Origin of the sequence: Arthrobacter alpinus (assembly GCF_001445575.1) — a bacterium.
GTDB lineage: Bacteria > Actinomycetota > Actinomycetes > Actinomycetales > Micrococcaceae > Specibacter > Specibacter alpinus_C.
Map to the genome: position 1 here is coordinate 3884875 of NZ_CP013200.1, position 13480 is coordinate 3898354.

15 protein-coding genes are annotated in these 13480 nt (G+C 61.0%); 8 read left to right on the top strand and 7 right to left on the bottom strand.

The window, feature by feature from the left end; genetic code table 11:
* The first annotated feature begins 17 nt into the window (after positions 1-17).
* The 5 genes from murQ (at position 18) to AS189_RS17260 (ending at position 4783) form a co-directional block, all read left to right on the top strand.
* On the top strand, positions 18-965 hold the full coding sequence (gene murQ / locus AS189_RS17240; RefSeq protein WP_062291673.1) for an N-acetylmuramic acid 6-phosphate etherase: 948 nt from the start codon (positions 18-20) through the stop codon (positions 963-965).
* A 20-nt stretch (positions 966-985) separates the two neighbouring features.
* On the top strand, positions 986-2125 hold the full coding sequence (locus AS189_RS17245) for a serine hydrolase domain-containing protein (protein WP_062291676.1): 1140 nt from the start codon (positions 986-988) through the stop codon (positions 2123-2125).
* A 40-nt stretch (positions 2126-2165) separates the two neighbouring features.
* Positions 2166-3518: an MFS transporter gene (locus tag AS189_RS17250; RefSeq protein WP_062291680.1), complete on the top strand. Its 1353-nt coding sequence runs from the start codon at positions 2166-2168 to the stop codon at positions 3516-3518.
* A 230-nt stretch (positions 3519-3748) separates the two neighbouring features.
* Entirely contained in the window at positions 3749-4051 is a 303-nt protein-coding gene (locus AS189_RS17255) for a hypothetical protein (RefSeq protein WP_062291684.1), read from the top strand.
* Between the two features lie 108 nt (positions 4052-4159).
* Entirely contained in the window at positions 4160-4783 is a 624-nt protein-coding gene (locus tag AS189_RS17260; protein WP_062291687.1) for a DedA family protein, read from the top strand.
* Between the two features lie 27 nt (positions 4784-4810).
* On the opposite strand, the gene purN is transcribed toward AS189_RS17260, so the two are convergent.
* The 3 genes from purN to AS189_RS17275 all read right to left on the bottom strand — a co-directional run bounded on the left by purN (position 4811) and on the right by AS189_RS17275 (position 7199).
* On the bottom strand, positions 4811-5374 hold the full coding sequence (purN, locus tag AS189_RS17265) for a phosphoribosylglycinamide formyltransferase (protein ID WP_062291690.1): 564 nt from the start codon (positions 5372-5374) through the stop codon (positions 4811-4813).
* A 33-nt stretch (positions 5375-5407) separates the two neighbouring features.
* Entirely contained in the window at positions 5408-6766 is a 1359-nt protein-coding gene (locus AS189_RS17270) for a DUF6350 family protein (protein ID WP_062291693.1), read from the bottom strand.
* A 229-nt stretch (positions 6767-6995) separates the two neighbouring features.
* On the bottom strand, positions 6996-7199 hold the full coding sequence (locus tag AS189_RS17275) for a cold-shock protein (RefSeq protein WP_038467205.1): 204 nt from the start codon (positions 7197-7199) through the stop codon (positions 6996-6998).
* Positions 7200-8391: 1192 nt separating this feature from the next.
* Between AS189_RS17275 and AS189_RS17280 the strand changes: the two genes are divergently transcribed.
* On the top strand, positions 8392-9114 hold the full coding sequence (locus AS189_RS17280; RefSeq protein ID WP_062291696.1) for a thioredoxin domain-containing protein: 723 nt from the start codon (positions 8392-8394) through the stop codon (positions 9112-9114).
* A gap of 2 nt (positions 9115-9116) precedes the next feature.
* Positions 9117-9944 (top strand): cytochrome c biogenesis CcdA family protein, encoded by an 828-nt coding sequence (locus AS189_RS17285; RefSeq protein ID WP_062291700.1) that lies wholly within the window; start codon positions 9117-9119, stop codon positions 9942-9944.
* A gap of 227 nt (positions 9945-10171) precedes the next feature.
* Here the strand turns inward: AS189_RS17285 and AS189_RS17290 are convergent, their stop codons facing one another.
* The 4 genes from AS189_RS17290 to AS189_RS17305 are packed head-to-tail and all read right to left on the bottom strand — an operon-like array spanning position 10172 to position 12442.
* Complete coding sequence (locus AS189_RS17290) at positions 10172-10636, bottom strand: hypothetical protein (protein ID WP_062291704.1); 465 nt, start codon at positions 10634-10636, stop codon at positions 10172-10174.
* A 30-nt stretch (positions 10637-10666) separates the two neighbouring features.
* Positions 10667-11110, bottom strand: coding sequence for a DUF1810 domain-containing protein (locus tag AS189_RS17295; protein WP_062291707.1), 444 nt, complete (start codon positions 11108-11110; stop codon positions 10667-10669).
* Positions 11111-11812, bottom strand: coding sequence for an alpha/beta fold hydrolase (locus AS189_RS17300; protein WP_062291710.1), 702 nt, complete (start codon positions 11810-11812; stop codon positions 11111-11113).
* Between the two features lie 48 nt (positions 11813-11860).
* Complete coding sequence (locus tag AS189_RS17305) at positions 11861-12442, bottom strand: helix-turn-helix domain-containing protein (protein WP_062293983.1); 582 nt, start codon at positions 12440-12442, stop codon at positions 11861-11863.
* A 96-nt stretch (positions 12443-12538) separates the two neighbouring features.
* On the opposite strand from AS189_RS17305, the gene AS189_RS17310 reads away from it, so the two are divergent.
* Entirely contained in the window at positions 12539-13459 is a 921-nt protein-coding gene (locus AS189_RS17310; protein WP_062291713.1) for an NAD(P)/FAD-dependent oxidoreductase, read from the top strand.
* Positions 13460-13480: the final 21 nt, after the last annotated feature.

Consider the following 13480-nt stretch of genomic DNA (forward strand, 5'->3'; position numbering starts at 1 on the left):
CTTCCAGAAAGATACTTATGAGCACCCCCCAGAACACTGAGACCACCATTGACGCCGTCCGCGCCGAGATCGGCACCCTCGTCACCGAAGCTGCCAACCCGAACTACCCGGATCTCGCGGCCCTGTCCACACAGGAACTTGTCGCCGGAATGAACAGCGAGGACGCCCTGGTCCCCGCCGCGATCGAAAAACAGCAGGAAACCATCGCCGCCATCATCGATGAAATTGCAGCCCGCATGTCCCGCGGTGGTCGCCTCATCTACGTGGGCGCCGGCACCCCCGGCCGCATGGGCATCCTGGATGCCAGCGAATGCCCACCCACCTTCGGCACCGACCCGTCTCTGGTAGTAGGCGTTATTGCTGGTGGCCGTGCCGCCGTGAAGCAAGCCGTGGAGAACGCCGAGGACAGCGAGGAAGCCGGAGCCGCCGATATGGCCGCCCTGGACCTGACCGCCAACGATTCCGTGGTGGGCATGGCCGCATCCGGCCGCACCCCTTACGTCATCGCCGCCATCAAGGCCGCCCGCGCTCAAGGTGCCTACACCGTGGGCTTCTCCTGCAACACCGGCTCACTTCTTGGCGCCGCCGCGGAGACGGCGCTGGAGATCGAGGTGGGCCCTGAATTCCTCTCCGGCTCCACCCGTCTGAAGTCCGGAACCTGCCAAAAACTGGTCCTGAACATGATCAGCACCATCACCATGGTCCGCCTCGGCAAGACCTACAAAAACGTGATGGTGGACCTGCGCGCCACCAACGCTAAACTCCATGCGCGCAGCGAACGTACCCTCATGCGCGTCACCGGGTGCGACGCCTCCACCGCCACCGCAGCTCTCACCGCAGCTGGCGGGCACGTCAAGGCTGCCATCCTCGCCATCATGACAGGCCTTCCCGCAGCGCAGGCTGCTACGCTGCTCGCTGAGAACGCAGGTTTCCTCCCGGCAGCCATTGACGCTGGCACGCAATAGTACGACGACGGATATCACCCATGAGCGTTCCTCACCCCTCCCCCGTTCCCTCCTCAGACGCACGCGCGGCTGCTCTCTTCTCAGGCGATGTCAGCGCACTCGCCTCGGGCAGGAACATCCGCAGCGAACTCCAACGCCATCTGGATGAGGCCGTGGCCAGTGGGGTTGCACCTGCTGTGAGCTGCGCCGTCGTCGTGGGCGGCAGTGAGCTGCCGGTCTTGACAGCTGGCGCTGGTACACCGGATACCTTCTTTGATTTGGCCTCGATCACCAAGCTGTTCACCACTGTCACGGCGCTGGCATTGGTGGACCGCGGGGTCCTGGAGTTGGACGCGCCCATTGGGCGGCATCTGAGACCTTGCGCTCGCGGTGACAAGTCCGCAGTCACGCTGCGGCACTTACTCACCCACACCTCCGGGCTGCCATCGGAGTGGAGGGGCTGGCATGCCGCCTTGTCACAGGGCCGCGGCTTTGACCGAAAAACACTGCTCGCGGAGCTGCTGACAACGCCCTTGGAAGCCGCGCCGGGCACGCGATTCGCTTACTCCTGCGCCGGATTCAACACTGTGATGGCGCTGGCCGAACACGTCACGGGAACACCATGGGCGGAACTGGTGCAGTACTGGGTGTTGGAACGGTTAGCCACGCATGACATCACAGGATCTCCTCGCATCGAGCACTGTGCACCGACCGAATTCCAGCCCGGACTAGGCCGTGGGACGGTGCGCGGGATTGTTCATGACGAGGCCGCGTGGTCGTTGGGTGGACTCAGCGGAAACGCAGGAATGTTTGCCACGGCCGATGGGCTGCGTGTTTTTGGCTCTGCCTTGCTGCAGGGATTGCCGGGCATCCTCTCCCCCGCCTTGGCGGGCGACATGTGGGGCGACCATCTACCTTTCATGTTGGGTGCTCACTTCAACCCGGCCGAGCCTGGTTTTGGACAGGGGCTGGGGCTGCGCATCAATCAGCAGCCGTGGATGGGCGTGGAGGGTACGCAGGCCCGCGGACATGGTGGCTTCACAGGCACCTCGCTCCTAGTTGATAAAAACAGGGGCATCGTCATTGCGTTACTAACTAACCGGGTGAACCCCAGCCGGGACGGGGACGACGCGACGGCCCTGCGCAAGTCTGTGTCCGACGTCGTCTATTGTTTTGCCTAAAGAAGTGCCTAAAGAAGTGTCAAATAACAAGGAAGGCGCCATGAGTGCCCCACCAACCGCCCTGACCGGCGACCGCGTTGTTCAAGAACTGCCCTGGAAGTGGCGTGTGCAGGGCAGCATCTTCCTCATTGGCGGGCTCGGTTTCATGTTCGACGCTTGGGATGTAACGCTCAACGGCTTCCTGATTCCGCTGCTGTCCAAGGAGTGGGGGCTCAGCACGGGACAGGCAGCGTGGATTGGTACGGCGAACCTCATCGGCATGGCCGTGGGCGCGTTTGCGTGGGGGTCTATTGCTGACATTATTGGGCGCAAAAAGGCGTTTACGCTGACGCTGCTGATCTTCTCCTTGTTCACGGTGCTGGGTGCTGTCTCGAATGAGATTGTGCTGTTTTGCGTGTTCCGCTTCCTGGCCGGGTTTGGCTTGGGCGGCTGCATTCCGGTGGATTATGCGCTGGTGGGTGAGTTCACCCCGCGCAAGCTCCGTGGCCGCGTACTGACCGCCATGGACGCGTGGTGGCCCATTGGCGCCTCGCTATGCGGTGTGGTCTCTGCTGTGCTGATGGCGTCGTTCGGCAACTGGCGTTATCTGATGCTGGTCATGGTGCTGCCGGCCTTGCTCGTGTTTTGGGTGCGCATTGGCGTTCCGGAATCACCGCTCTACTTGGTGCGAGCCGGGCGCCCTGCCGAGGCCAAGGCCGTGATCGATTCCCTGATTAAACGCACCGGTGCGAACGTGGGTGAATGGGTGTTGCCCGATCCGGCCACAGCGCCGAAGCTCTCGATGGGCAAGGTCACCGATCAACTGGCCGGGTTGTGGCGCTTCAACTGGCGCATCACCGGCATTGCATGGTCGCTGTTCCTGACCATTTTGCTGGTGTACTACGGCGCCTTGACGTGGATGCCGTCCATTCTGGTCTCCACCGGCTACGCCGAAAACAAGGCCTTCATGGCGACGGCGGCCATGACAGGTATTGGGCTGCTCGGGGTGATCGCCGCTGCCCTGCTCGTGGAGCGGATCGGCCGGAAGTGGATTCTGGCCATCACGGGGCCGCTGGCAGCGCTGTCCTTGGTGATCTTTGCGCTGGTCCTGGAAGCCCCGGTGACCGCCCAAATTTGGTTGCTGGTGTTTGGCTTTGTCATCCAGGTGGCCATTCCGGTCCTGTACACCTACGTGTCGGAGCTGTACCCCACCCATTTGCGGGCCACCGGCTTTGGCTGGGCCTCAACAATTTCCAGGGTGGGTGCCGGGCTGGTGCCCCTCATCTTCGGCTCCCTGCTCTGGCCGGTCCTGGGCCTACCTTTGACGTTCGCGCTAACAGGAGGGCTGGTACTACTTGCGGTTATCTGGATGGCGTTCTCCGCACCAGAGACCAAGGGCGCGGCACTGGACTAGGCGGGCGCAGACGTGCAGGCTGTCCTCAGTCGCGACACGACGTGCTCCTGAAATCGCGGTGACACTTGACGTTGATGTTGACCGCTAAACATCAACGTTAAGTGTCACCTCGATTGCGGGGCACCTCGCTTGCACCACTGGGCACGCCGGATCGACATAGCGCTCAGGGTTTGTCCACGTTCAAGCGATACGCTGATGGTGACAATGTGTTGCCAACTTTAAGGATCATCATGAGCGCGTTGCTTCCCACAGCCCTTGCCACCTCCGGCCTATTGGGCGGTTACCAGACCGCCCGTGCCACGAAGAACCGTCAGCTGGGCGGCGCCGTTTTGGCAGCCGCGGGTGCCGCAGCGTTCATGGGCTGGAAGAAGAGCGCAGGGACCGGCACAGCAGTTGCCCTAACCCTCACCTACGTGGCTGCGTTCGGCGCCTCCCACCCGCTCGCCAAGAAGATGGGTGCCTGGCCGGCCGTCTACACCGTTACCGCCGCAACCGCGGTTGCCTCCCTGGCGTTTGGCCGTTCCAAAAACTAGTGTGTGGGGTTGGGCACGTGGACGCAGCTGCTCTTGGGCCGCGTGCCTGCCAGCCGTAGACTGGGATACTAGGTGCCGTTCGCGCCGACTTCCCCACCGAAAGAATTCATGGATCTCGCATCCGATACCACCGGCTTCCTGCACAGCTTCTGGATCTACGTGCTGGGCGGGGGCTTTGTGATGGCATCGGCCATCATTCCGCCCATCCCCAGCACCACGGTCTTCGTGGCCTTGGGTGCCATTGCCGGGCTCGACGGCGGACCTGCTGCAGTGCCGCTGGTGATCGCGATGATGGTTGGTGCCGTGGCAGGAGACCTGCTGACGTACTGGGGAACCAAGCTGTTTGGCCACACGCGCTGGGGCACCAACCGCGGGCCCCGGAGGCAGCGAGCGGTTGATGCTGCCACGCGCAGGCTGCGGCAGCGGCCCTTCATGTTTATGTTGACCTCACGGTTCATTCCGCTGGGCCGACTGTCCTCGAACATTGCCGCCACCGTGGCTGGCTACCCGCTCCGGGCTTTCACTGTTTTCTCGCTGGTGTCTGCCACTGTTTGGTCGCTGTACTCGGTGGGCGTTGGCATCTTGACCCGGTTCGCACCTGGCGTCTCAGACAAGCTTGCCGTGGTCATCGCCATAGCGTTTTCGCTGGTGCTCGGGTGGCTCGTTGGCAAGGTTTCCACCTGGTTCCTGGACCGAAAGAACGCTCGTCTTGCCTCCGCCGTCGTGCCCTAAGAAAGCAAACCGAGCTTAAACAACAGGCTAAGCGCGGGCCAGATCTCCCAAAACCTTGATGAGCAGTTCGCGCTCGGCCACCTTGATGCGCTCGTGGAGTGAATCCTCGGTGTCGTCGGGGAGAATGGCCACCGGTGTCTGGGCGATGATGGGGCCGGTGTCTACGCCTGCGTCGGCAAAGTGCACGGTACAGCCGGTGACCTTCACGCCGTAGGCCATGGCGTCGCGGACACCGTGGGCGCCGGGGAATGCTGGCAGCAGAGCCGGGTGGGTGTTGACGTAGCGCCCTTCGAAGGCGTTGATGAAGCTGGGCGCCACAATGCGCATAAATCCGCTGGAGACCACGTAGTCGGGCTTGTAAGAAGCTACCTTTTCCAGCAGTGCCGCGTCCCAATCGCTACGGTCCGCGTAGTCCTTGAAGTTGACCACAAAGGTGTCAAGACCGGCGTCAGCTGAGCGCTCCACACCAAATGTATTGGGCCTGTCAGCACCCACCGCTGCAATCTCCAGGGGCAGACTGCCGGTGGCAACCGCATCGATGACGGCTTGGAGATTTGATCCGGTTCCGGAAACTAAGACAACTATGCGCATGCCTCAATTTTAGGGGCAAGGGGCGTGCATGCCCTATTCGGCATTCCCTGCTGGGTGCTCGGTCCGGCTCTTTTCATGACCATCAGTACGACGGCGGGGCAGGGCCAATGCTGGTCCTTCGCCTTCCAGCCACGGACCAACTAGGGCGCCGATCATGACTCCGACTGCCACTTCTAAGCCTACCCAGAGTGCCGCGCTCAGTGGGTCCGGACCAACTTCAGTGAGACGGCCAATGCCCACTGACCCTTGTGAGATCCAGAAGAGGATCCCGCACAGAAATGCCGTCACGGCACCAATGACTGCGCCAAGGAAGATCGTGGAAGCGGGCAGCGAGAGCCAGCGCTGGCGAACCTTCATCGACAGCCATTCGTCAAAGTGGTTTTCACCGGCACGAACAAACCACCAGCCAGCAAGAATGCCAGCCATGATGGGAATGATCAGGGCGGCGAACCCCCAGGACAGATCACCGGTGGGCAGTGCGGCCAGCAACGGGATGGGCGGCACGGGAGCCACGCTGGTGGCAAGGGGAGCAACTGTTGAACCGACGCCGATCGAGAAACCATCCCCGCCAGCCCAGGCCAACGTCCAAATGGCGAGGTTGGGCATGAAGGCCAGCTGGCCCAGTGTCAGGGTGGCGCCTCCCAAGGCACCGGGGCGTAATGCCTGGTAGACCCCAACGATGTCAGCCCAACGCCCCATGATGTTGAAGGTCAGCAACAGTGCTGAAAGCGAGAGTGCCGCCATGGCCGCCACGAAACCGGACCGGATCACGGATACGGCGTACGATCCTGCCCAGCGCTGGTCTTGGCTGGTTCGGGAAATCCAGTCGGCAGCGTTGACGCCAATGAGCCGGCCCCAGGAACCGGCTTCCAGCCGGGAGCCAATAATGAGCCCGGCTCCGGCAGGAATGAGGGGTATCAGCATGCTGGCAATCAGTGGCGCGCTGGCGCCGGGTGAACTGCACACAAAGGCAGTGGCCAATCCGGCAGCGGCGTAGATGCAAACCGCGCCGAACAGCGGCTGCCACAGTTGGTCTGTGTACGAAGCCCGGGCGAGGCGGCGTCCGGCCCGCCAAGAGAGGAGGAAGGGGACCAACGCCAAGCCCAACGGCAGCAGGCTAAACGTTCCTGTCTCTACAGATGCAGAGCTGGGTCCGCTGGTCATGGTCAAATGCAGCGGAACGCCGTGACCTAAAAGCCAGATCTGGCCGGCGAGCCGGGCAACAACTGATGCGTCCTTTTCGGCGAATCCGCCCGTGAACCATGACGCTGCCAAGGGGATAAAAACAATGAGCGCCGAAATGACGAACATCTGGGCAGCTTCAAAAGCCCCCTGCAGCCAAAGCGGCATGGGTATTCCGTCGCGCTGGGGCTTGTCCGCTGTGCTATTCATCGTCTTCAATGGTGCCACATGGCGGGCCATGAGCTGGTGACCGGCGCTGATTGATCTAAAACACACAGGTTCCCGGCTCCCCCAGAACCCTTGCTTACTACCCACAACAGCACAGCGGCGAACCTGATTGTGGCTTAAACACAAGTAAGGCCCGGGATAAACCCGAGCCTTACTTGTTCAAGCCGCTAAGCCTAAAGAATATGCGGTTACCCGCACGTTTTCTTTAGAATTAGATAGCCTGGATGTTGACTGCCTGAGGACCCTTGGGACCCTGCTCAACATCGAAGGAAACCTTCTGGTTTTCTTCGAGGGAGCGGTAGCCCGAGGAGTTGATCGCGGAGTAATGCGCGAAAACGTCCTGTGACTGGTCATCGGGAGAGATGAAGCCGAAGCCCTTTTCAGCGTTGAACCACTTGACGGTACCTGTTGCCATTATTTCTATTTCCTTCTGAAGTTGGAGATTCCGCCCGACCTTCGGGCCTCCGTGTACGGTGTAAGTCCGCTTCTCCAGAAAAGCGACGTCTTCCCCGAAAGGATGGCGTCGCCTCAACTACAAAAAACGCAACACTACAACTGCATCTAAGTATACATGCCAATAAGCCTCGTGCCACTTTATTGGGAGAGGTACGTCACGCTCAGACTTTTGAGGCGTCAAATCCGGAGCAAGATCGTTGAGTTTCCGGGGATCTCGTCTCAGAAATTGCGACGTGTCACTCATTGTTTCCCCAATGTTTACCGGGCATGTCGCGTAATAGTGGCCCGAATCGGCAAAATTCTTGCCCTTCAGCCGCTCAGCCTTAGCTGGCGGCTGGTGAACCATGCTCAGCGCCTACCCAACAGGGCCAATCCGGCACCGAGCTCCAGTTGAGAAGCCGCTGACGTATAGTGAGGCCTCATGTGCCGAGCTTGCCGGTTGATATAAAGGCTGGCTGTCATGAGGTTGGCAAGCCTGTAGAACCGCCGTACCTATATATACGTATATATAGGTACGGGTAGGTAGGGGTAGAAACAACCAGAGGAAAGGGATGATCATGCAACGCACTAGTGCCGCGCTCCTTCGTCCCTCCCCAGGCTTCGTTGTAGCCCGCCTGGCTCGAGTAGTGGTTGTAGCTCTTATTGCCTTGGCTCTAGTGGTAGCAGGCTGCACGGTGGCCCAATCCTCCCCTTCTTCCGGTTTAGTGGGCCCAGCCGCTGCCGTTCAAGCCACCCCAGCCGCATCGGCCGTTAACGACGTAACTGCTGCACAGCGGCTGCTCGCATGTATACCGAGCAGGGACAAGACTCGGGCCGAGACAAACGCACTTTCCCCATCGTCGGCTGCGCTGCTCCACTGCCCCGCGGGTACATGGCCCCGCGGGTACATGGGTGCAAACGGCAGTCCGTTTCGGGGCTGAGCGCACTACATCCCAACGGGCGGGGAGAATCCCTGCGGCGTTGACGCATCTGGATCTTGGGATCTTAAGGACGTAGGAAAAGTCGCGCCCGCACCCAACGTGGCCATTGAGCGCCTCGGTGAGTGTCCGGCGTCGAACGTGTCCTTATATATACATAGAGCGCGCCCGGGTGTCCGTACTTTCATGCGGTACGCCACGGTGCTGCGCCCGCACATTCCAAGAGAGTTTCCCATGACCATGAAAAACACCAGGAATTTGATCCTGGCATTGGTGAATGCTGCCGTCGTCGTCTTGACCATTATTTTTGTGGGCGCCGGCGCCCAAGAGGACCGGCTGAATGCGGCTGGCCACGCGCTGAATCCCTCAACCGCAGCCGCCGCCGAGGGGCCAACTGCACAAGAGTTCACGCTAGAACGCCGAACTGATGGCGATCCGATGGCTTTGGGCGCCGTGGATGCGCCCGTGGTGATGATCGAGTATTCGGATTACCGGTGCCCGTTCTGTGGCGCTTATGCCCGTAAGACGCAGCCGGAGATCATCAAGAAGTACGTTGATAGTGGGAAGTTGCGCATTGAGTGGCGCGATTTTCCTGTGCTGGGTGAGGCCTCGGCGACGGCGGCTGTGGCGGCTCGCGCGGCTGGCGAGCAGGGGTTGTTTTGGGAATACAACGACGCCGTTTATGCGGCTGCCCCCGAGCGCGGCAAGGCCGATCTGTCTGAGCCTGAGCTAATGGCCTTCGCGAAAAATGTTGGGGTGCCGGACATGGCCACGTTCGCGGCGGATTTGAAGAGCCCACACTTGTTGGCCTTGGTGAAAGCGGACTTGGACGAGGGCACCGCGCTGGGGTTGAACAGCACGCCCACATTTGTCATTAATAACCAGTCGATTCCGGGCGCCCAACCCCTGGAGATTTTCTCTTCGGTCATCGACGAAGCCCTGGCACAGGTCAAGTAGCCGTGGATATTGGATATACGGGTGCTTTTCTGGGCGGGATCCTGACGCTGCTCAGTCCTTGTTCGGTCATGTTATTGCCAGCATTTTTTGCCTACGCCTTTGCCAGTCCTACCAAGTTGCTGGGGCGCACGGCGTTGTTTTATGCCGGTTTGCTGACAACGCTGGTGCCGCTGGGTCTGCTGGCCGGGTTGCTCGGTTCCCTCGTGATGCAAAACCGCGGGGTGTTGGTTACGGTGGCTGCGGGGATTGTCATTGTCATTGGTGTCTTGCAGATCATCGGCGTTCAATTTCCTGGCGTGAGCCGCAGCGCCGGTGCTGACGGCACCTCCGCGGTGTCTGTTTTTGTGCTGGGTTCTGTATACGGCGTGGCCGGCGTGTGCGCTGGGCCGATCCTTGGCTCGGTGCTGGCGGTGGCGGCCGCTGGCGGGAATCCGCTGTACGGCGGGATCATGCTGGCCATCTTCGCATTCGGGATGGCGCTGCCGTTGGGTGTTCTCTCACTGTTCTGGACCAAGCTGCGTCTGGGTCAGCGCGGTTGGCTGAAACCGCGCCGCTTCCGGGTGGGGCCATGGGAGAACTCCGTGTGGATGGTGGTTTCCGGGGTGCTATCTGTGGCGATTGGTGCGCTGCTTTTGGGAACCCAGGGGACGTCGTCGATGGGCGGGATGCTGAGCATCGATGCCCAGTATGAGGCGGAATCGTGGGTGGTGGCATTCTCCGCAGGGCTATCCAATGTGTGGTTCGGAGTGGCTGCCTTGGCGGTGCTGATCATGGCCGGTGGGTTGTACGTGTGGCGCTCACGGCGGGCGCAGAAAACACCTATCAGTTAGGCACTGCAGTGGTGACTCAGATCTATGCCCGGGCCGTTTAGGCCCGGGCCAGGATCCCCGCTAAATCGGACGACGGCGGGAGGTTGCCGTAGTTAGAGGAGCGTTCCGGTCCCAGCCGAGAGACAACAAACGCGTCCGATACCGCTGGTGGTGCGGCGCTTAGCAAACGCGCACCGAGATCTGTCTCGCTGGGGTTCTCTGACCGCGGAAGCTGTAGCCCAGTTCTACTACTTCGCCGCCTTGCCTTTCTTTTTCAATGTTTTGGGGTCGCCCTGGAAGAACTCTGTCCCGTGGAGCAGCTGGCCGGATCGGGCGAACGCATCGGCACCCTTGGCCACAACATCAAAGAGGAAGTCGTTTCCACGCCGCGGCAAGCCGTTGCCGGTGATGGTCACCGCGTGGTTGCCGTGTTCATCCAGCTCGACGGCAACCAGCACGTCAATGGTCAATTCCCAGCGCTGCAGCTTCGCCGGCAAAAGGAAGGTCGGAAAGAATTCGGTGTCAGCAACAAGGTCCTTCCAGAAGGACCCGTACCGGAGCCTGATCGGGTTCTGTCCGGGTTCCGATGTGACCCGGAACTTCTCCTTCTCCAGCACCTGGATAAACGGCAGCACCGGATGCGCCACGGAACCGTCAATCACAAAGGTGCGCGCCGGAATGCCGAACGGAATGTTCGAACCGTAAATCTTCATGGCACAACAGTATCCGCCGGCCGGCCCCCTTCAGGAACGCTGGGCCTGCGAGCGCCAACCGGCCAAAATGCTCTCCGTTTTCGGGTCGGGAGCTCCTGCATAGAAGCGGTCCAACACTTCTGTGAACAGCGGCTCCTCAGGCGCGGCTGCTTGGAAGAGTGTCATGGACGATTGAAGCTTCCTGGCATCCACCACACCGAAAATATCTTCAGCGCTGCGATCGCGAGTGCCCAGAATCAGAGAGGCACATTCCCGGAGCCGGACACCAAGAACGGGATGTACTACATAGGCAACGGCCTCGTCCATCGAGTCGATGGCATACAGCTTTGCCCAAGGGCTGGATCCAAGTTCGCTAACTTGCGGAAATACAAACCACATCCAGTGGCTCATCTTGAGCCCTGCGACCAACTCCATAGTGACGTCGCAATATATCGGATCTTGAGCTTCAATAAAACGATCAAGCTGGTGGCTCATTCAGTTGCCTCCTGTGTTGGCTGTCAACATGTCGCGGCAGGCCTCGTCGAGAAATTCGGCCACCTCGCGCGGACGGGACAGGACCGGGGCATGGCTGGAGTCGATCTCCGTCACCACAGCCCCCATTCGCGCAGCCATCTCGTGCTGCAACTCCGGGGGCACACAGCGATCGTCGGTGGCGAGCAGGTAGTGGGACGGCAGATCCAGCCAAGCCGGCGGATTCACCTTCACCCTGTCTAGGCCGATCCGCACCATCCTCTGTGTGGCGGCGGCAATGGCGACCGCCTCCGCCGGTGCGTCGGCCGCAAGTAGCTCGCCAAACGTTGACCGGTTGATGTAGGTATAGTCGCCGGCCACCACCACGTACTTGGGGATCTCGCTCCCCGAGTACTTGCGCGAGAGCCCGCTGACGGACTCCCCCTCGGCTGGCGCAAAGGCCGCCACGTAGGCGAGCGCTTTCACGGCCGCGACTCCTCGGGCAGCCTCACCAATCACCGCTCCCCCATAGGACCAGCCCACCAACAGCACCGGCCCCGAAACTGTGGCGAGGGTGCGACGAACGGAGGCAACGTCGTCGTCCATAGATTCCAGGGCGAGCTGAGCGGCGACGGGCTCATGTCCCATGGCGCGCAGCTCGGTGATGACATGTGCCCAGCTGGAACCGTCGGACCACAAACCATGTACTAAAACAATGGTCGCCATGAATGCTCCCTCCAATAGGGCCCCAATGTATCAGGGGCCGAGGCCTCCCTACTTGGCCGGCGCTGCCCTGACATGCATCCGTTCGCCTTGCGGCCCGAACAAGACGAGGAACTCAACGCTCTCCGTGGTTGCGCGGCCAAACCAATGCGGGGTGCGGGTATCAAACTCGGCAGCCTCACCATCCTTGAGCACAAAATCCCGCTCTCCCAAGACCACCCGCAACTGGCCCCGCAAAACATACATCCACTCATAGCCTTCATGGGTCTGCGGATTGGGTTGGGGCACCGAAATTCCGCCCGGCAGCACCAACTTGAATGCCTGCATGCCACCAGTGCCGCTACTCAATGGCAGGTAGGTCTGCCCATTTCGTTTGAAGGGGCGCAGGTGAATCCGAGGGTCTCCCGTCGCCGGCGCACCCACCAGCTCATCCAGCGGAACGGCATGCGCACGAGCCAACGGCAGCAGCAGTTCAAGATTGGGCCGCCGCTGACCGGATTCCAAACGCGAGAGCGTACTGACAGAAATACCCGTGGTCTCCGCCAAATCCGCCAAGGTCAGACCCCTACTCAGACGCAACGCCTTCAAACGCGGACCAACACCGGACAGCACATCTTCGGTCTCGTTACTCATGGACCCAGTTTGCCATTCCAGCAACATAGATTGCCAGAGAGGCAGTCTGGAGCGCACGCTTGAAGGACCAATCATTCCCAGCACAAGGCGGACATCATGCAAGACGTAATCATCATTGGCGGCGGCGCAGCTGGACTCAGCGCCGCTCTGCAACTGGGCCGCTCACGCCGCACCGTTACCGTGATCGACGCCGGCCATCCCCGCAACGAAACCGCAGCGGGCGTACACGGATTTCTCACGCGGGACGGCGTTTCTCCCCTCGAGCTGATCCGGCTGGGCCGCGCTGATCTAGAGCCCTACGACGTCCGTGTTGTGGAGGGAACCGTGGTTGACGCCGCAAAAGTGGATGACGGCTTCCACATCACGCTCGAGGACGGCAGTACCTTGAACGCCAAACGCATCCTTGTCACCACCGGCGTGGTGGATAAACTCCCAGAGATCCCCGGACTGGCCGAACGCTGGGGCAAGGACCTGGCCCACTGCCCGTACTGCCACGGCTGGGAAATTCGCGATCAGACCATCGGCGTCATCGGCAGCGGAACCCTAGCCGTGCACCAAGCGCTCCTCTTCCGCCAATGGTCACCCAACATCACACTGTTCCTGCACAGCGCACCCGAGCCCACCGCCGTCGAACGCCAACAGCTCGCCGCGCGCGGAATCCGCATCGTTGAAGGCACGGTAGCCCGCATTCACAGCGAGGACGACGCCGTCACGTCAGTGGAGCTGGCAGACGGCACCATCCATCCGGTCCAGGCCCTGACGGCGCAATCGCGCGTGATTGCGCAGGCTCCGTTCCTCCCCATGTTGGGCTTGGTACCGGTGGTGAGCGAATTTAGCGAGCTGGTTGAGTCTGACGAAAACGGCGCTACCGCGGTGCCTGGCGTGTGGGTGGCTGGCAACGTTACGGATATGCGCATCACAGTTCCGGCGGCAGCCCTCGCCGGATCGTTTGCCGGGATGACTATCAACATGGACATGATGGCAGAAGAACTGGATCAAGCCGTGGCGGCTCACTAAGTGGCGAACCCGGAATTGGAA

Excerpts from the sequence above, each read along its gene's own strand:
- murQ (WP_062291673.1), top strand. The coding sequence starts at position 18 with ATGAGCACCCCCCAGAACACTGAGACCACCATTGACGCCGTCCGCGCC.
- AS189_RS17245 (WP_062291676.1), top strand. The coding sequence starts at position 986 with ATGAGCGTTCCTCACCCCTCCCCCGTTCCCTCCTCAGACGCACGCGCG.
- AS189_RS17250 (WP_062291680.1), top strand. The coding sequence starts at position 2,166 with ATGAGTGCCCCACCAACCGCCCTGACCGGCGACCGCGTTGTTCAAGAA.
- AS189_RS17255 (WP_062291684.1), top strand. The coding sequence starts at position 3,749 with ATGAGCGCGTTGCTTCCCACAGCCCTTGCCACCTCCGGCCTATTGGGC.
- AS189_RS17260 (WP_062291687.1), top strand. The coding sequence starts at position 4,160 with ATGGATCTCGCATCCGATACCACCGGCTTCCTGCACAGCTTCTGGATC.
- purN (WP_062291690.1), bottom strand. The coding sequence starts at position 5,374 with ATGCGCATAGTTGTCTTAGTTTCCGGAACCGGATCAAATCTCCAAGCC.
- AS189_RS17270 (WP_062291693.1), bottom strand. The coding sequence starts at position 6,766 with ATGAATAGCACAGCGGACAAGCCCCAGCGCGACGGAATACCCATGCCG.
- AS189_RS17275 (WP_038467205.1), bottom strand. The coding sequence starts at position 7,199 with ATGGCAACAGGTACCGTCAAGTGGTTCAACGCTGAAAAGGGCTTCGGC.
- AS189_RS17280 (WP_062291696.1), top strand. The coding sequence starts at position 8,392 with ATGACCATGAAAAACACCAGGAATTTGATCCTGGCATTGGTGAATGCT.
- AS189_RS17290 (WP_062291704.1), bottom strand. The coding sequence starts at position 10,636 with ATGAAGATTTACGGTTCGAACATTCCGTTCGGCATTCCGGCGCGCACC.
- AS189_RS17295 (WP_062291707.1), bottom strand. The coding sequence starts at position 11,110 with ATGAGCCACCAGCTTGATCGTTTTATTGAAGCTCAAGATCCGATATAT.
- AS189_RS17300 (WP_062291710.1), bottom strand. The coding sequence starts at position 11,812 with ATGGCGACCATTGTTTTAGTACATGGTTTGTGGTCCGACGGTTCCAGC.
- AS189_RS17305 (WP_062293983.1), bottom strand. The coding sequence starts at position 12,442 with ATGAGTAACGAGACCGAAGATGTGCTGTCCGGTGTTGGTCCGCGTTTG.
- AS189_RS17310 (WP_062291713.1), top strand. The coding sequence starts at position 12,539 with ATGCAAGACGTAATCATCATTGGCGGCGGCGCAGCTGGACTCAGCGCC.